This is a genomic window from Neptunomonas japonica JAMM 1380 (assembly GCF_016592555.1).
GTDB lineage: Bacteria > Pseudomonadota > Gammaproteobacteria > Pseudomonadales > Balneatricaceae > Neptunomonas > Neptunomonas japonica_A.
Window position 1 is genome coordinate 3,594,753 of record NZ_AP014546.1, and the last position, 18,338, is coordinate 3,613,090.

The 18,338-nt window shown below is 43.2% G+C and carries 13 protein-coding genes; 5 read left to right on the forward strand and 8 right to left on the reverse strand.

Going from position 1 to position 18,338, the window contains the following annotated elements; translation table 11 throughout:
* Positions 1-16: 16 nt before the first annotated feature.
* On the reverse strand, positions 17-190 hold the full coding sequence (locus NEJAP_RS16930) for a hypothetical protein (protein ID WP_201348325.1): 174 nt from the start codon (positions 188-190) through the stop codon (positions 17-19).
* A 229-nt stretch (positions 191-419) separates the two neighbouring features.
* A complete protein-coding gene (locus NEJAP_RS16935) occupies positions 420-3,395 on the reverse strand; it encodes an insulinase family protein (RefSeq protein WP_201348326.1) in 2,976 nt (991 codons plus the stop codon).
* Positions 3,396-3,779: 384 nt separating this feature from the next.
* Here NEJAP_RS16935 and ilvC point away from each other — a divergent pair, with 384 nt between their 5' ends.
* Together ilvC and modF are read left to right on the forward strand one after the other, a co-directional pair.
* Positions 3,780-5,255 (forward strand): ketol-acid reductoisomerase, encoded by a 1,476-nt coding sequence (gene ilvC, locus NEJAP_RS16940; RefSeq protein ID WP_201348327.1) that lies wholly within the window; start codon positions 3,780-3,782, stop codon positions 5,253-5,255.
* A 125-nt stretch (positions 5,256-5,380) separates the two neighbouring features.
* Positions 5,381-6,799 (forward strand): molybdate ABC transporter ATP-binding protein ModF, encoded by a 1,419-nt coding sequence (modF, locus tag NEJAP_RS16945; protein WP_201348328.1) that lies wholly within the window; start codon positions 5,381-5,383, stop codon positions 6,797-6,799.
* A 70-nt stretch (positions 6,800-6,869) separates the two neighbouring features.
* Here the strand turns inward: modF and NEJAP_RS16950 are convergent, their stop codons facing one another.
* Genes NEJAP_RS16950 through NEJAP_RS16960 form a run of 3 tightly spaced genes read right to left on the reverse strand, consistent with a single transcriptional unit; the run spans position 6,870 to position 10,630 of the window.
* Positions 6,870-8,894: a putative bifunctional diguanylate cyclase/phosphodiesterase gene (locus NEJAP_RS16950; protein ID WP_201348329.1), complete on the reverse strand. Its 2,025-nt coding sequence runs from the start codon at positions 8,892-8,894 to the stop codon at positions 6,870-6,872.
* Between the two features lie 39 nt (positions 8,895-8,933).
* A complete protein-coding gene (locus NEJAP_RS16955; protein ID WP_201348330.1) occupies positions 8,934-9,569 on the reverse strand; it encodes a hypothetical protein in 636 nt (211 codons plus the stop codon).
* Between the two features lie 2 nt (positions 9,570-9,571).
* Positions 9,572-10,630, reverse strand: a complete 1,059-nt coding sequence (locus NEJAP_RS16960; protein ID WP_201348331.1) for a hypothetical protein — start codon at positions 10,628-10,630, stop codon at positions 9,572-9,574.
* A gap of 311 nt (positions 10,631-10,941) precedes the next feature.
* Here NEJAP_RS16960 and NEJAP_RS16965 point away from each other — a divergent pair, with 311 nt between their 5' ends.
* The gene (locus NEJAP_RS16965) at positions 10,942-13,437 is read left to right on the forward strand and encodes a methyl-accepting chemotaxis protein (RefSeq protein ID WP_201348332.1); all 2,496 of its coding nucleotides are present in this window, start codon (positions 10,942-10,944) and stop codon (positions 13,435-13,437) included.
* Between the two features lie 17 nt (positions 13,438-13,454).
* Here NEJAP_RS16965 and NEJAP_RS16970 read toward each other — a convergent pair whose 3' ends face one another.
* Positions 13,455-14,393 carry a LysR family transcriptional regulator gene (locus tag NEJAP_RS16970; protein ID WP_201348333.1) on the reverse strand — a complete coding sequence of 313 codons (939 nt, stop codon included), beginning with the start codon at positions 14,391-14,393 and terminating at the stop codon, positions 13,455-13,457.
* 113 nt (positions 14,394-14,506) lie between these two features.
* On the opposite strand from NEJAP_RS16970, the gene NEJAP_RS16975 reads away from it, so the two are divergent.
* Together NEJAP_RS16975 and NEJAP_RS16980 are read left to right on the forward strand one after the other, a co-directional pair.
* The gene (locus tag NEJAP_RS16975) at positions 14,507-15,517 is read left to right on the forward strand and encodes an NADP-dependent oxidoreductase (protein WP_201348334.1); all 1,011 of its coding nucleotides are present in this window, start codon (positions 14,507-14,509) and stop codon (positions 15,515-15,517) included.
* A gap of 32 nt (positions 15,518-15,549) precedes the next feature.
* Positions 15,550-16,227, forward strand: coding sequence for a type 1 glutamine amidotransferase domain-containing protein (locus NEJAP_RS16980; RefSeq protein ID WP_201348335.1), 678 nt, complete (start codon positions 15,550-15,552; stop codon positions 16,225-16,227).
* A 76-nt stretch (positions 16,228-16,303) separates the two neighbouring features.
* On the opposite strand, the gene NEJAP_RS16985 is transcribed toward NEJAP_RS16980, so the two are convergent.
* Both NEJAP_RS16985 and NEJAP_RS16990 read right to left on the reverse strand, forming a co-directional pair.
* Positions 16,304-17,317 carry a patatin-like phospholipase family protein gene (locus tag NEJAP_RS16985; RefSeq protein WP_329610914.1) on the reverse strand — a complete coding sequence of 338 codons (1,014 nt, stop codon included), beginning with the start codon at positions 17,315-17,317 and terminating at the stop codon, positions 16,304-16,306.
* Positions 17,318-17,395: 78 nt separating this feature from the next.
* Positions 17,396-18,178, reverse strand: a complete 783-nt coding sequence (locus NEJAP_RS16990; RefSeq protein WP_329610915.1) for a 3-hydroxybutyrate dehydrogenase — start codon at positions 18,176-18,178, stop codon at positions 17,396-17,398.
* Between the last annotated feature and the right edge of the window lie 160 nt (positions 18,179-18,338).

The following is an 18,338-nucleotide window of genomic DNA, read 5'->3' on the forward strand; positions in this document are numbered from 1 at the left end:
AACCTAATCGAGTAAATTAACCAGCTATACCAACAAAGTTATAAGCACTTTTCTTAGTTTTATCGCCTGTCATATTTTTATCATCAAGGGATTGATCACGTACAGAAGAACCTGCTTTCTCTTGACGAGTTTTAGATTTTTGTTCGTCTGAAGACTGCTTGTTGTATGAATGAAAGCCTTTAACGTTCATGCCTGTACCCTCTATCTAATGTGTTACTAATCATCTCTTGAGTATTAATATACCGACTTTTTCTTATAAGTAAATGGTATTAAATTTCATACAATTAGACCAAAAAAGAATAAGTAGTAAAAATAAGACACTACAACGAAAAATGACCGAGAAGCGGTCAAATTATTTTTATGATGGTGACGTTAAGGAGACATAATGTTTTTACATAACGGCTATCGATAAAAACAATCTATAGCTTGATGATCTCAAAAACATGCTCGCCAGCCCAATCAACAAGATCATCAGCACAATGCGTGATCACTGCTATGCTTGCCTTATCAGGAGATAAATAGGTTTCACGCACTCGCACAAGGTCATCCAATGAAATATTCAATACTCTTTCTCGAAAAAATTCTCTCTGTTCAAGCGTACGGCCATATAAAGCATTGTGAAAAACCTGCTTGGCATCACTCGCGGGTGAAACAGGCTTATCCATATAACTAATCATAGCAAAAACGGCGCTATCTACGTGTTGCTGAGTAAACTGACAGTTTTGCAACCACCCCGTCGCTTCACCAAAATCTTCCAACGTACCTACTGACCTCGGGTCTCTATAAGAGCACATCCGAAAAGCACCTATATTGGAGTCCTGACTACAGCCGCTGCCATACGCCCCACCACGTTCACGCACGATGGGATGCAAGTACTCATGACGAACCAACTCCCCTAACACATGCAAAGCTGCAGAATCGGGATGGTTAATAGCCACTGTCGGGTAAGCAATCGAACAGAAATTAACTTGAGTATCAGTTGTCCAGATCTCTCTTATTTGACGTGATACAGGCTCTAGCGTAAATGGCTGAAACTCCATACCCTGAATCTGAGCATCCTGAGAGTGCGTGCCTTGCCACCTCTCCAGCAATATCTGGCGCTCACATTTAAAATCAGCACTTTCACCCACCAGCATAAACTGCTTAGGCGCTGTGGCTAAGCGATAGTGAATGCGTTCAAACTTAGCTGCCATAGATGCAGCAAGGCTGTCATTACAAGCGCTGCGTAGACTATTATCAAAAGCACGTAGTGACTTAATACCTCGCAACCCACTCAAGCGCTGTACAAACGACGCAGCGGGGCTAAAGCCGCTAGAGGCCGTACGTTTAGCCAGTATATGACCATTATCAGCGACATAGTGATCAGCAGACAAGCGCTGCTGAGCTATAAGACTTTTTATTCGTGGTAATTCATCAAACCTCGCCATCGTCAAAGCGTTGTAGAGCATCTCGGTCATCGCTTGATGGTTTGTCGATAGCCCTCGCGTGGCTAATGTGAAATACCCTTTTGTTTGCTGCACATCGAGGAGAGAACCACGCATATTACAACTGGCGTGAATACCCTCTGAATACTCAGCTCGCCACGCTTGTGTTTGCTGATAGTTTTTTCCCCCACAGCCAAGCTCAGTTAAACAAGCCGTATAAAAAGGCAGGGCCTGCAGTAACTCTTCTTCCAAATAAGGCATCTCAATAACTAACTGTTGATGCAAAAGACCATTAGTCCCTTGCTCAAAACAAGTAATCGGTATGGAAGGGTTCGTCATAAAACGCTTACCTTGGGCGCCTTTTAAACCAACTGGTATTTCTTGCACAGTGAGCTTTGGCAAAATATCAGAATTTTCTTCCTCACTCTGACGCTCCTCTAGTGCAGACTCCTGCTCAAAAAGTTGCTGGCGTTGCTGGTCACTCATTTTAGCCAACATTTGCGTTAGCTTTTCCTTATTATCACTCTGGCGACGAGACTTAAGCGTTGTGTCAGGTAATAAAGAAAGACGAACCCTGTGCATATTTTCAAGCACCCGCTCTCTTATCAATGTTTTAATATATTCGGGGTCACTGACAGCCGTTCTGAGCTCAAGCATCACAGGCTCAAGGTCTAACGAAGCTGATAAAGCATCTTTATCTGCATTTACTTGCAATGCAGTAGGCAAAGCGGAAAGGATAACTTGCAAGCCATAGGGATAAGCATCATCGCTTATGTCTCGATGATCAAGCTCCAACTGATGAAGCACGGCATCCAAACGTGCTTTATCCACACCGTTTATCGCTATCTCGTTCAAAGTAGCCAACACCAAAGACTCGAACGCATCCGCCGCTTTTGGGTCGCTGCCCTGAATACCACAGACTAAGCTGAGTTCGGCATTGCTGTCTTCTAGGCCACATAAATGCGAAGGCCCATGACCCAGCGCCGTCGACTCTAGCGCATTCATCAAAGGTGAGGCACTGTCTTGAAAGAGCAGTCGACTTAACAGATGCGCCTCTAACCATTGCTTCAAGTCGGTGCTCTTGCCTATTAACCAAGCCAACAGATGATGTGTTTGCTCTGACAGCGGCTCACTACTAGTACCTCTATCCTCATCTAACGCATCTGTACAAACGAATTCTTGTGCTTTGACAGGTACTGTAAAATGCTCTTCAAATAACGGAGTCTCAACTAGAGATTGCTGGTCAAAGCGAGACAGTGCTTGCTGATCAATACGCTCGTGCAGCTCCTCAACAGGAAGATCTCCATAGGTCATAAATACCGCATTGCTTGGGTGATAATGCTCGTGATAGAAAGTTAATAATTGCTCATAGCTAAGGCTTGGAATCTCCGCAGGATCGCCACCGCTCACATAACGATAAGGAGTCGTTGGGAATAGGTACTTACAAAGAATGTCCCAATGAGTAGACGAAGACGCGTTAAAGGCACCTTTCATCTCATTATAAACAACGCCTCGCTGTTCTAAACATCCCTCATCATTAACCGCTAAACGATGACCTTCTTGTGCAAAATCTAATGGATTCAACTTGGCAAAAAAAACCGCATCTAGGTAGACATCGAGTAAATTAAAGTAATCTTTCCGGATTTGGCTAGCAAAAGGATATGCCGTCCAGTCAGCACTGGTAAATGCATTCATATAAGTAGCTAGGGAGCGCTTACGCATCATAAAATACGGTGCGCGCAACGGATATTTTTCACTTCCACATAGAATACAGTGTTCTAATATATGAGTAACACCACAAGAATTAGTAGGTGGGGTTCTGAATGCGACCAAAAAAACATTCTCAGGGTTATCCGCAGCTAAATGATAATGCAGCGCACCTGTTTTAATATGCCTATATTCCTGCACTTCTACTTTTAACGCGGGAATAACCCGGCTGCGGAGCTTTTGAAATGCAGAGTAGCAAGGCATAAAGAGTCCTCAATCTTATTACGCAACAGTGACTACTTATACTCTAACCGCCCACTTACACTAGAAACAGAGCCAGACGTTAGCCCTATGGAGTACCAACTCTGCTCGAAAGCCCACAATGGAGCCGCATATTCAGACAGCACAAATACAGCGTTTCCAATAACGCAATACTACGATGAATATATATCAATATACGCAAGATGGAACTTTATATAAAATGGCGCTATTAAATTTCGGTCGTGGGGCGTATATAATATCCCTTTCTGAATTTTAGCCTGTAAACCTGCATTGGCAGCAGCCAGCTTTTCGTTTACCCCGGCAATTAATCTAAATTTTCAGTACCTGCTGGTTTAGCAGGTACTTCATTACACGGAACTATCAGACATGCCAAATAATTACTTTAATACTCTGCCTCTACGTGAGCAGCTAGCGCAACTGGCTAAATGCCGCTTCATGGACATTTCTGAATTCCCAGATGGTGTAGAAGCGCTAAAAGGTAAAAAAATCGTTGTTATCGGTTGTGGTGCTCAGGGCTTGGCTCAGGGTATGAACCTACGTGATAGCGGCTGTGATGTATCTTACACATTACGTGCTGCTGCGATTGCTGAAAAACGCCAGTCTTGGAAAAGTGCTACTGAAAACGGTTTCGTTGTTGGTACATACGAAGAACTAATCCCAACGGCTGATGTTGTTCTTAACCTGACACCTGATAAGCAGCATACGGCTGTTGTTAATGCCATCATGCCTTTGATGAAACAAGGTGCTTGCCTATCATACTCTCACGGTTTCAATATCGTTGAAGAAGGTATGAAAATCCGTGAAGACTTAACAGTCATCATGGTTGCTCCTAAGTGTCCTGGTTCTGAAGTACGTAACGAATACGTGCGTGGTTTCGGTGTACCTACACTGATCGCTGTTCATGAAGACAACGACCCTAAAGGCGAAGGTTTGGCTTTGGCTAAAGCGTACGCTGTAGGTACAGGCGGTCATAAAGCCGGCGTATTGATGTCTTCTTTCATCGCTGAAGTTAAATCTGATTTGATGGGCGAACAGACTATTCTTTGCGGTATGTTACAGACTGGTTCTTTGTTGTGCTTCGACAAAATGATCGAAGAAGGTGTTGACGCTGGTTACGCATCTAAGCTGATTCAGTTTGGTTGGGAAACCGTTACTGAAGCGCTTAAATACGGCGGCGTAACGAACATGCTGGATCGTTTGTCTAACCCAGCTAAAATCAAAGCATTTGATCTTTCAGAAGAACTGAAGCTGATCATGCGTCCGCTGTACAACAAGCACCAGGATGACATCATCGACGGTACTTTCTCTCGCACTATGATGGAAGATTGGGCTAACGACGACGTTAACCTACTAGGATGGCGCGCAGAAACAGCAGAAACAGCATTCGAGAAAACACCTGCTGGCGATGTAGAAATTTCTGAGCAAGAATACTTCGACCACGGCATCCTAATGGTTGCTATGGTTAAAGCGGGTGTTGAGCTAGCTTTCGAAACAATGACAGCTGCGGGTATCGTTGCTGACTCTGCATACTACGAGTCTCTACATGAAACTCCGCTTATTGCTAACACAATTGCACGTAAGAAGTTATATGAGATGAATGCAACTATCTCTGATACAGCTGAATACGGTTGCTACCTATACAACCATGCTTGTCTGCCACTATTGGCTGACTTCATGAAAGATATCAAAACGGATGTCATTGGTAGAGGCCTAGCTGTAGACGACAACGGCGTTGATAATGCTCGCTTGATCGAAGTGAACGCTGCTCTTCGCGCTCACCCAGTTGAAGCAATCGGTACGACTCTACGTGGCCATATGGCTGATATGAAAAAGATCGTTTGATTTAGATCTTTGCCTGTAACGTGTTACAGGTAACGGAAGGCCAGGATTCATCTCCTGGCCTTTTTTTACATTTCATAAACACCCTCATCCCACACGCTGATACAGAACACCGGACACCGATACCTATGAACATTAGCCTGGACAACCTGACCGTTAACTTTGACGACCGCTTTCAATTGTATGAACTCAACTGGCAGCTAAATGATAATCAACATTGGGTCGTTACTGGCGCCAACGGTTCTGGGAAATCTGCGCTAGCAGCCGTACTGGCAAGTGCTGGAGAAAATGTATCAGGCAGTATCGAGGGACTTCCTGCAAAAGTAGGTCTGGTTTCTTTTGAAGCCCAAGCAGAACTGATCGAGGCCGAACTTAAAAAAGATGATGCTGACATCATGGATGTGATCGCTGAAGGTACACCTGTACATGAGATCCTTAATCCCGGCGACAGCAATCAGAAGTTGGTCGATGAGTTAGTTGAGAAGTTTGCTCTACAGCCATTAGTAGATCGTGCGTTTCGAAAGCTATCTACGGGCGAATCTCGCAAGGTTATGTTGATCCGTGCGCTAGCCAGCGAACCCGACTTGTTGATTCTTGATGAGCCATTTGATGGCTTAGATGTGCATACACTTGAAATGCTTCAAACGTATTTAGCATCACTGGTAAAAACAGTACCGATGGTTATGGTTCTCAACCGCTTTGATGAGTTTCCTGACTTTATTACTCATATCGCCTATATCGATCATGGACGCTTGCAACATAAGATCGATCGCAGAGACAGTAAAGCATACAATGAGCTTTACCAATTATTGCATTTAAAAACTACTAATTTACAAGTCCCAGCAGCCGACCCAGAAACCGCCATTCCACAGTTAGATCCAACCCAGCCGCTAGTTCGCCTAAACGCTATCAATATTACTTATGATGGCCACAAGATCATTGATTCATTGAATTGGACTATCGAGCGTAACCAGCACTGGCAATTGAGCGGTCCTAACGGCAGTGGAAAAACCGGTCTACTATCACTCATTACCGGCGACCATCCACAATGTTATGTAAATGACATTTTCGTGTTTGGCTTTAAGCGCGGTAGTGGTGAAAGCATTTGGCAAATAAAGCAGTTTATTGGTTACGTCTCTACCGCCCTACAGTGGGAGTACAAAGTAGGAACAGGCCTGCGAAATGTAATTATTTCGGGCTTCTACGACAGCATAGGCTTATACACAAAATCTACCGACAAGCAGAAGCAGATTGCTGATGAATGGCTAGCGTTATTAGGAATGAGTGACCGCGCCGATACGCCGTTTAATAAGCTATCCTATGGAGACCAGCGCTTATTATTAATTGCACGTGCCATGGTTAAACACCCGCCATTGCTTATTCTTGATGAGCCATGTCTTGGCTTGGATGATATGAATCGCCAACTGGTGTTAGCGTTAATAGAGAAAATCTGTGCAGGCAGCGAAACCTCTGTGCTCTATGTCAATCATCATCCAGAAGATCAGATTAAAGGCATCAACAACTACTTAGCACTGGAAAAAAGTTAATACATTAAATACTTAAGGGTCATTCCTCTATCCAGAATGACCCTTTTCAGTCCCATGGGCCGCCATAAAGTCATGGAGCCAAGTCCACCAGCAACGAGGGCTGATCAAAGTAGTACCCTTGCGCAAAGTCGACCCCTATCGATTCTAACTCACCCGCAATGTCTTGGCTTTCAACAAACTCTGCAATGGTTTGTTTACCTAGCGCTCTCGCCACATCGTTGATCGATCTTACCGTGGCTAAATTAACAGCATCTGTCATCATATCTTTAACGAACATACCATCAATCTTAATGATATCGACATCTAATGTTTTCAAATAAGCAAATGATGACAAGCCACTCCCAAAATCGTCTAACGCAAACTGGCAACCCAGAGCTTTAAGGCTTGCTATAAATTGACGAGCATTTTCAAGGTCTGTAATCGCTGCAGTTTCGGTAATTTCAAAGCAAATTTTCTCAGCAGGCAATCCTGCCTGCTTAAGCTTAGTAATAATAAAACTCAGAGAATCCTGACAAGCAATAGATTGCCCAGACAAGTTAATAGCACAGGTATTGAGTGCAGCTAATTCTTGAGGATGAGTAGCCAACCAATCAAATGTTGCATTCACTACTTCACGATCCAAACGGGGCCCCAAGTGATAACGTTCAACCAGAGGCAAGAATTGATTTGGATAAATAAGCTGCCCATCTGAGGCTTTTAACCGCAAGAGTATTTCATAATGCTTATCAGCACTGTTTTGCGGTTGCAAACCAATAATTGACTGTCGATGCAACACAATACGCTTCTTATCTAATGCGTTATTTATTTGATTGATCCACAGCATTTCATGGCGCTTATCCGCCAAGGTTGCATCTCCAACATCGAAGGTGTGTACACGATTACGACCAGAGTCTTTCGCCACTTTACAAGCCGTATCTGCAGCATTAAGAATGTCTTCTATCGACGATGTATGAGAATCAATTAAGGTCAGGCCAATACTCGCACTTATACGGTAAACTTCGCCGTCCCATTGGTAACGTACATCTGCAATGGCTTTACGGATATCATTACAAATGACACTTCCATTAGGGACACCACAAGAGGTCAACAATATAGCGAATTCATCCCCCCCTAAACGTGCGACCACATCGGTTGTTCTCACACACACTTGAATCAAACGGGCTACTTGCGCTAATAACTCATCCCCAGCAGCATGCCCACATGTGTCATTGACAACTTTAAAGTGGTCTAAATCTACAAAACACAAAACATGCGTTACTGAGTCATCAACCGTATCGGAGTAATGAGCCAACATTCGGCTAAACTCGCGTCGATTGTTTAAGTCAGTCAATGCATCATGGCTAGCTTGATAGGAAAGTGAATTGGTTAACCTGCGGGTATTGTTGCTCAGCTCAACGACTTCCTTGGGCCCACTCGTCACGCCGACAAACACTTCTCCTGCCTCAGCATCTCTTGCCATCTGGGTCAGTTGTCGTAAAGGACTAGATATTTGTCGGTTAGCCCAATACCAGAGTAATAGTACCATTAAAGAGAATCCGCCCCAGCTTAGGTACTGAATCAGCGTAACATTGCTTCTCTCATTCGCCTGAAGTTTAAAATTAGTATTAACCGCGGCTTCAGAAAGGCTGCGTAAACGCCTTAAGCGTTCAACTAACAATTCACTAACGCGGTCTGATTCAGCTAATAGGTAGGATAGTTGCTCATTACGGTTCTCGTTAGGAAGGACCGCAGCTTCTTCTAAATAGTGGCTCATGCTTGAGATGGTAGATGCCGTTTCAGACAATTCAGTAGTTAAAGGTATTGGAGAATCTTGGGCGCCTAAGTTTTCAAGGCTTTTTACAATAAAACGGCCCTTACTCACCCCACCTCTCACTAGGTAAGTTTGCCCAGAGCCCAGCACCAAATCAGCTGTAATCAGGTATTGCGATATATCAATCGCGAGTGATTCGACATCTTTATTCCAAAGCACACTTTGCATATGTTTTTCAGATGCTTCATGCGCTAAACGAAATTGATGCGACAAAAGCAGCTCGATAAGAAAGCCACCGGCTAAGCAGGCAAGAATAACGGTTGCAAGATAACCTTTTATTCTCATTTTGGCTGCCCTCTCATCATAGCGACTTTTGCAATAATGCTATTGTAACTGTGCAGAAATGACATCTCCCCATGCAAGCTCAGTGATTGCAAGCGTCTTCAAAGCAGAGCTTAAAATCAATAAATGCATGGCCGAATTCTTCGAAAAAACACCTTGAGCATGCTCACTTAACCCTTGCCCATCAGCGCTTATTAACAATAACAGCTCACTAAATGACTTTCCTTGTAATACAGCCTCTACTTCATTTATCAAAGTATCATTACATTCAAAACTACGGCAACGCTGAAAAGCTAAGCCTTCAATTTTCATATTTGGGCTTATAGCCCAAGCAATTTCTATAAGCCCCCATTCAGACAACTCTGAACGTGCTTGAACAAACCCTATAGAATTACTACCGTCTAGCACTTGATATAAGGTGTGCTTGCCAATTTCATTATGGTGAATAGTAAATGGTAAGCGTTCAGATACTTCACGTCGCATTTGTTGATCAATAGGTCGAATGATCGAACGATGCTTGGTTGCTTCAGGATAAAGACTATGGATAGCAAAAATAGGATCTCTTAATGAACAAAAGGCAGCAGATACAGGGATCGAAAAACTCACCAAAATAACTACTATCGCGGTTAGCACTCTTACATTATTTACCTGTAAGAAAAGACTCTCAACCTTACTCACACTTATATCCTCACGCGTAACTGTGCAACGAGCTTCGATGCCGTTTGTTGACCCGCTATGGTATCTAACTCATTAAACCATTCAGTGCTAACATCAACAAATCGATTAATTTTCCACTGAACGCCTAATGATACGCTACTATGGTCTTGCCAAGTATCAGCATTTTCTTGCTGCGCGTGCCTTAGTTGCAAATAAGTATGCAATGACTCCATAGGGTTACGCCAAGACAGTTCTAATAAAGCGTTTCGCTGCCCTAAGCCACTGTTATCACCGCCTGACAACTCAGCTAATGCCTCCCATTGACGATAGTAATGAACAACATCAATACCAACACGCTTACGCGCTACGGTTCCTTGAGCAGTAAGTATTTTCCCATTAAACCAAGAGAAGCCCAGCACGGTATTTTCTCTTGACGGAGTTCCTATGCGACCTGCAAACACATAAGGGTTACCACGATCCGATATGTTGTTCCCTGATCCCCGTGTCAGCGCAACTTCATAATCCAGTTGTGCTGATACACCATTTAAAGAAACACCCCAGTCAGCTTTAATTCCTCTATCGCGGAATGTGTGTTGTCTCAACGTACCATTAGTATCTATGTTTTGTTCCAACCCAAATGGCACTTCAAAGTGTCCAACACGAACATTGAATGTATTACGGGTTAGCCCTGTAAAATTGATATTCGCTATACGCCATGTAATTTCTGAATCATCACCATCATCAAAGAAAAACGCAGGGTTTTTAACCGCATTTAAACGGACCCAATAAGGCTGAAAAACTAAAGTAGCAATATCTCCATTTTTTCCTGAGAACACCTTGTGAAAATCAACGCCTATAACATGTTGGCTCGATAAATGGTCTAGGTCAGTGTCCTGAATAAAGCGGCTAGAAAGATCCAACGCCCAGCGGCTATTATCCAACCAATGAGAAGCAGTGTGCTGCTGACTAGTTTGATTATCAAAATCAGCCGCACCAGCAAACACAGAAGTAAAAACCATCACAAACATGGCGATTGTTCGATGAACCACATAGTGTACTGCCTTCAATGACAAACAGCTCAAGCGCTTCTCCTATATCATGATTGTTAAGCAAATAAAGGACTAATTTAGAAAATAAAAAGATTCATATATTCGATATCATAAGCATAGTTTACATCACGGGCTTGTCATGCCTAAACACAAGGTTTTCTATCTATTTATGCTAAATATTTTCCTCAAAAAAATAACAATGGCGATCTAAAGCAGAGCTTACTCGCTTTCAACCAATGCCATAGGCTATAACTAGTAGCTATAGTTATATTTTTTTCTTCTATACTGAATTCAACACAAAAATCACAGCACTATTTAGCGAGCAGGCTAACTTGGAGATTTTTTTGAAATCGTTTAACAACTCGAACATAAACACAAAGCTACTCCTCAGCTTTTTATTAATTGGTATAGTGCCGTTCGCAATACTCGCTATGGTCTCCATTTATAAGGCAAGTGACTCTCTATCAAAGCAAAGTTACCAACAGCTTGATGCTGTTCGTAGTATCAAAGCTCATCAAATAGAAAATTTCATGGCAACCAGCCGCCGAGATGCTATAAGCCTTGCCTCACTACTTAGTACTCTTCTGAATACAGGTACGCTTCAACTGGTAATAACAGATCAAAATGCTGCGGGCAAAAATTTATTTTCTACCTATTTAGAAAATCATGACTACGACGACCTACTTTTAATTGAGCCTACTGGGCTGATCTCTTATACAGCTGCAAAAAAATCAGACTACCAAACCAATTTAATGACGGGGCCGTATCGTGAATCACATTTAGGGGACCTTTTTCGAAGCATAGTGAAAACCGGACATTACTCAGAAGTAGATTTCGCACTTTACGGAGCAAGCTCTGGAGCTCCTGAGAGATTTATTGGAGCTCCAGTTTATGACGCTCAAGGAATACTCACTTTAGTCGTGGTACTAGAGATACCCATCGATCCTATTAACGATATTATGGGAATACGCGAAGGCATGGGGAAAAGCGGTGAATCATACCTTATCGGGTCTGACTTCCTAATGCGTTCTGACTCTTTTATCGATCCAAAAAATCACTCAGTTGCAGCATCTTTTGCCAACCCTTCAAAAGGAAGCATAACAACAGCTGCTGCGAAAGCCGCCATCGCCGGAAGAACAGGCAGCCAGTTAATAATTGATTACAACGGCAACCCTGTTCTCTCTTCTTACTCTCCAATTAATGTTGGGGGTAAACGCTGGGGACTATTAGTCGAGATTGATGAAGCCGAAGCATTTTCCGCAGTATCCACCTTAAAGCTTTGGATACTTCTTATTGGTTTCTTAGGGATTTTAGTCATCATTTTTGCTGCTCTGCGAATTTCACAGAAGATAACAAAACCTATCTCTGGGTTAGCACACACCATACGTCAAGTTGAAGAAAGCGGTGACTTTTCTGCACGTTTACAAGTATCAAGTGAAGATGAGATTGGACAAGCAAGTAAAGCGGTCAATCAATTACTCCAAGGTACTCAGAATGCATTAGCAGACACTAAATTGGTGATGAGAAAAATAGCAGCTGGCGATTTCACTGTACGCGTCACTCGTACCTTAAAGGGTGACCTTAACGACTTGAAGCAAGCAATCAACGACAGCGCAGAACAAACCCAAACAAGTATTTCTGCACTTAAACAGCTCATGGAAAACTTATCAACAGGAAACTTTAATACTGAGATAAAAACAGAGCTTCCCGGAAACTACCAGCAAATTGTTGATATTACCCAATGTGCCATGTTCGATATAGGCAACGCCATTAGGGAAGTTAACGATATCATGGAAGCAATGGCAAAAGGTGAATTTGACCTACGTATCGAGAGCGACTTACCAGGACAATTACATATTCTCAAAGAGAATATCAATGATTCATTAGATGCCGTCAAAACAGCGACATCTGAGGCATTACTTGTTGCAGAACTCCAGTCACAAGGAAACTTAGTAGCGCGTATTGATGGGCATTACAAAGGACAATTTAACGAACTAAAACAGGCCATTAATCATGGCCAGCACTCAATATCAAAATTAGTCAATGAAGTCCGCATTTCTGCTCGGGATGTTTCCAGCGCCACTCAAGAAATATCTTTGGGCAATAACGACTTATCAGAACGCACTCAAGAACAAGCCATTTCAATAGAAAAAACCAGTATTCGAATAGAACAGATCAGCACAACCATTCAGGCCAATGCAAACAATGCAGCACAAGCAAACATCGTAGTAAACCAAGCCAAAGAGATCACTGCGCATGGTGCTCAAGTTATGACAGGCGCCATCAACGCGATGTCTGCCATCCAAGCATCCAGTAAACATATTGCAGAAATCACTGCCTTAATTGATAGCATTGCGTTTCAAACTAATCTATTAGCTCTAAATGCTGCAGTAGAAGCGGCACGTGCTGGGGAACAAGGACGAGGATTTGCTGTAGTTGCTAATGAGGTACGCGATTTATCTCAAAAATCAGCTAAAGCTGCACGTGACATTAAAGAACTAATTAAAGATACAACACAGAAGATTAAAGAAGGTACAGAGCAGGTTCAATTATCCTCAGATGCGCTTGAAGACATTACGAACAGTATAGAGGAAGTCACATTACTGACTCTGCAAATCAGCGAAGCTAGCCAAGAACAAGCCCAAGGCATTATCCCAATCAATCGCGCCATCATGTCAATCGATGATATTACTCAACAAAACGCAGCCTTAGTCGAAGAGATTTCTGCCGCCGCAAGCGCCATGCATGATCAGGCTGACGGACTAAATACGTTGATGCAACGCTTTATCAGCGAGCAACCACCCACACAAAAAATAGATAAAACGACGTCACATACGTGAACCTTGGCTATTAGGCTCTAACAATTAAAGTCAGCTTTTAAGGCTTTGAGAGTACTGGTTAACTCCTCAAACACTAGCTGACGTAACCACATGTGCCCTGCGTCTTTCATATACCGCTCATGCCACACTACAGAATAGGTAAAATTATTTTGTTGCATAGGAAAAGGGATGATTTTCAATTGGTAATGCTTAGCGCAGCTGTGCGCTAAGCCAAAAGGAACGGTTAATACCAAATCACTTTGAGCCACCAGCGCCAGCGCAGCAACAAAGTGCGGCACTCTTAATGCAATACGCCGCTTTAGCCCTTTTTCTTCAAGTAAGTAGTCTATAGCGCCTTTACGGGCACCGCCCATAGTAATTAACGCATGCGGTTGCTTCGCATAACTTTCAAGACTCAGCCCAACTTCTGCCAAAGGGTGGTTAGTACTCATAACACATACGAACTGATCATCGCCGACACCACGTCCATGAACCGCTGCAGGCGCAGCTTTCACAGTACAAACAGCCAAATCAATATTGTCTTGGTCAAGTTGGTTCAATAAGCTTTCTTGCCATGGAACAATCTCTAAATTTACTCCGGGAGCTTCGCTTCTCAACCGACTTACCACAGAGGGGAGTAACACCTGAGTCCCATAATCGGTCGTCGCTAACCGGAAGTCACTTTTCGCGTGAGAAGGGGAAAACTGCGGCGGCTCGATCAGTGAGCTTATGTCTTGTAGCGAATGGTGTAATTGTAACGCGAGGGCTTCTGCTCGCGGCGTAGGCGCCAAACCTTTAGGCGTGCGTGTAAACAGAGGGTCATTAAACAGTTCTCTTAAGCGTGCAAGGTTACGGCTAATCGCTGACTGTGTCAGGTTCAATCGCCCCGCCGCACGCGTGACACTGCGCTCTTCTAACAACACATGAAAAACCGGTAATAAGTTAAGGTCAGCAGCAGACACTCGGGATATATTCACAGTCACATTACCAGTAATCATGTCGGATATTTTTATAATGCATTGGATGCATATCATATTCAAGATTAGAGTAACCATATTCTCTGGCATCTACTCTTTTTAAAGGCATGAATATGTATATCGAAGTAAACCGTGAAATACAGCTCGTACGCCGCCCTTCAGGTATCCCTGTCCCGGAAGACTTTCGCATTGTAACGACACCTATCAGCGTTTTAAAAGACGGTGAAGTTCTTATTAAAAACTCGTGGATGTCTGTAGACCCCTACATGCGGGGTCGCATGCTAGATCGTAAAAGCTACATTGAACCCTTTGCTCTGAATGAAACTTTATCAGGCGGAGCCGTTGGGCAAGTGATGGAGTCCAGTAATCCTAAGTTTCCTGTGGGCAGTAAAGTCGCCAACATGAACGGATGGCGAGAATATTTCACAACAGAAGGCTCAGATTTACAGCCTTTGCCAGAAACAGAAATACCAGATCAGGCCTTTTTAGGCGTGCTTGGTATGCCTGGTATGACCGCCTTTACCGGACTCACTAAAGTTGCTCGTATTAAAGAGGGTGATACCGTGTTTGTTTCTGCCGCATCCGGTGCAGTCGGCGCCATCGTTTGCCAAATAGCCAAACTGAAAGGTTGTTTTGTTGTCGGTAGTGTTGGTTCAGAGGAAAAAGCTCAATACCTAAAGACCGAATTGGGTATCGACGCTGTTGTAAATTATAAAACCACGGAAAACTTACAAGAAAGTATTTCCCAAGCCTGTCCGCAGGGTATTGATGTCTACTTTGAAAATGTTGGCGGTGAACATTTAGAAGCGGTTCTTAATCTCATGAATGATTATGGCAGAATTGCTGTGTGCGGGATGATCGACCAGTACAACGTAACATCGCCGAAAGCAGGCCCAACCAATTTATCGCAGATAATTATTAAAAAGCTAACCATACAGGGGTTCATTATCTTTGATCACTGGAATGAATACCCCGCCTTTGTTACTCAAATGACACAGTGGATACAGCAAGGAAAGATCACTGCAAAAGAAACAGTATATGAAGGAATTGAACAAGCCACTGAGGCTTTTATCGGCCTATTTACCGGAAAAAACATAGGCAAAATGCTAGTAAAACTAAGTTAGTTTTCGATTAACCGTAGAGAGGAACAAACACGATGAATATTCTTTTCGTACTTACTTCACATGACACACTAGGCGACACTGGCGAAAAAACAGGTTTTTGGATTGAAGAGTTTGCCGCCCCCTACTATACATTCTCTGATGCTAACGCCAATATTATACTGGCGTCTCCCGCGGGAGGCCTGCCTCCTATCGACCCGAAAAGTGAATTAGAAGACTTTCAAACAGATGCTACTCGCCGTTTCGATCAAGATAGCGAACTACAAACTAAGTTAGCTAACACTATCAAACTAACCGATGCTTTAGCTAATGACTACGATGCAATTTTTTACCCCGGTGGGCACGGCCCTATGTGGGACCTGACAAACAACACTGCATCCATCAACCTGATAGAAAGCTTTCTTCAGCAAGAAAAACCGGTTTCTGCCGTCTGCCATGCCCCCAGCGTATTGCTCAACGCCAAAGATGTAACAGGTGAAGCGCTTTGCAAAGGGAAAAAAGTTACAGGTTTTAGCAACACTGAAGAAGCAGCCGTTGGCTTAACCGAAATAGTGCCATTTTTACTGGAGGACGAGCTAACGAAGCAAGGCGGCCTCTATAGCCAAGGCGCTGACTGGACTCCCTATGTTGTTGAAGACGGTTTACTGATCACCGGTCAAAACCCAGCCTCCTCTACTGCCGTCGCCAACGCAGTGCTCGCTAAACTAAGCTAAAGAGCAAACATATCTTGTAGCAATAAAAAAGGAGCCATTAGGCTCCTTCTTTACAATGCAGAATTAAGACACAGCTTTATGAAAATTCCTTCACTAGGTCTAACGTTGAACGCTCACCTAAATTATCATAATTGGCATCAAGAAATACTTTTGCAGATTCACGACCAATATCGCGAAGGTGTGTTAAGAACTCCCACTCCGCATTCATTTTACTAGAAGCAGACAGTGGATTTAGCTGCTCGGTCGCTTCGATACGATGCACTAAGATATCGGCGTAATGATCTTTATCGAGTTTATTCTCATGTAATAATCGATGAACAAACTCAACACTACGTAGCTCTCTTAATAAAGAAGTATTAAAGGATATTTCATTCACTCTATTAAGAATTTCACGTGCAGTTTTCGGTGTTTCATTTCTCTCAATAGGGTTAACCTGAACCACTAATACATCTCGTGATTTAGTTCCTTGAAAAAGGGGATATAGTGGGGGATTGCCCACATAACCTCCGTCCCAATACGGAATCCCATCAATCTCTACTGCTTGGTATAAAAAAGGTAAACAGGCAGAAGCCAGCACCATATCAGGTGTGAGTTCTTCACGTTCAAAAACTTTAATTTTCCCTGAGTGCACATTAGTTGCAGCAATAAAAAGTTTAACGGCACTACACGCCCTAACTTTTTCAAAATCGATACTCGATTCAACTAACTCTCGCAACGGATTAATGTTCAAAGGGTTAGTGTCGTAAGGTGAAGCTACTCGGCTTAATAAATCATACATTAGGTATGCAGGCGAACTTTCCATATCCCAGCGCCCAGTAAGTACATCCATCGGAGTCCGTTTAAGTGGACTGTACCTACCCATTTCAGAGACTTTTCGCCAAAATGTCTCTAGCGATTCTCTGGCGCCATCTGCGCCACCGTTCATATAACCTTGTGCCAGTACAACAGCATTCATTGCTCCCGCACTTGTACCTGAAATGCCTTCAACACTGACACGCCCATCTTCCATAAAGTGATCTAATACACCCCAGGTGAATGCTCCATGAGACCCACCTCCCTGCAATGCAAGATTTACTGACTTTTTACGCATCAGTGTTATTTCCTTAACTAGAAGCTTTCATTCAATAAGACTGCTTTAGTAAACAAGCAGTCATTGATTATCGTGCAATTACTGTGCAGTCCAGCCGCCTTCAACCGGTAGAGTACTACCCGTAATAGACGCAGCACCATCACTGCATAAAAACACAGCAACAGCTGCTATTTCTTCAACTGTTACAAACTTTTTAGTCGGCTGTGCTTTCAACATCACATCCTGCTTAACCTGCTCTTCGGTAATACCACGTGCTTTAGCTGTATCAGCTACCTGCTTTTCAACCAGCGGCGTCCATACATAACCAGGAGCAATCGCATTGACTGTAGTACCGTATTCAGCCAGTTCCAGTGCTGTTGTTTTAGTAAAACCAGCAATACCATGTTTAGCGGCAACATACGCAGATTTAAATGGGGAAGCGACTAATGCATGTGCTGATGCCGTGTTGATAATACGCCCCCAACCACGCTGCTTCATACCAGGAATAGCCGCTTTGGTAGAGTGGAAAACGGCGGTCAGGTTAATAGCGATAATGGCATCCCATTTAGCTTCAGGAAACTCCTCAACAGGCGATACAAATTGAATGCCGGCATTGTTTACCAATATATCTACTGAACCTAATGCCTTCTCAGCATCCGTAATCATGGCTGCAATTTCTACAGGCTTTAACATATTCGCTGGTGAAAAAAGTACTTTAACATCAAAATCAGCTTCGATTGCTGCTCGAACCCCTTCGTTTTCTTCTGGTGTGCCTAAACCATTAATTACGACGTTAGCACCTTGCTCCGCTAGACCGCGAGCAATGGCCAAACCAATTCCGGAAGTAGAGCCTGTCACAACTGCATTTTTACCTGTCAGCATCATCCATTACCTTATGAAAATAATTATCTTCAGAATCTGGACTGGTGCTTTGAAATATCACAATTCCAGTTCTATGCAGCCAAGACATTAACATATATTTTGCACTGCACAAAACCCCCTATTAAATATCTTATGAATACCCAATAAGCAGTCAGCTGGC

Bases quoted from the DNA above. Each gene is read 5' to 3' on its own strand.
- NEJAP_RS16930 (WP_201348325.1), bottom strand. From the start codon at position 190: ATGAACGTTAAAGGCTTTCATTCATACAACAAGCAGTCTTCAGACGAA.
- NEJAP_RS16935 (WP_201348326.1), bottom strand. From the start codon at position 3,395: ATGCCTTGCTACTCTGCATTTCAAAAGCTCCGCAGCCGGGTTATTCCC.
- ilvC (WP_201348327.1), top strand. From the start codon at position 3,780: ATGCCAAATAATTACTTTAATACTCTGCCTCTACGTGAGCAGCTAGCG.
- modF (WP_201348328.1), top strand. From the start codon at position 5,381: ATGAACATTAGCCTGGACAACCTGACCGTTAACTTTGACGACCGCTTT.
- NEJAP_RS16950 (WP_201348329.1), bottom strand. From the start codon at position 8,894: ATGAGAATAAAAGGTTATCTTGCAACCGTTATTCTTGCCTGCTTAGCC.
- NEJAP_RS16975 (WP_201348334.1), top strand. From the start codon at position 14,507: ATGTATATCGAAGTAAACCGTGAAATACAGCTCGTACGCCGCCCTTCA.
- NEJAP_RS16980 (WP_201348335.1), top strand. From the start codon at position 15,550: ATGAATATTCTTTTCGTACTTACTTCACATGACACACTAGGCGACACT.
- NEJAP_RS16985 (WP_329610914.1), bottom strand. From the start codon at position 17,317: ATGCGTAAAAAGTCAGTAAATCTTGCATTGCAGGGAGGTGGGTCTCAT.
- NEJAP_RS16990 (WP_329610915.1), bottom strand. From the start codon at position 18,178: ATGCTGACAGGTAAAAATGCAGTTGTGACAGGCTCTACTTCCGGAATT.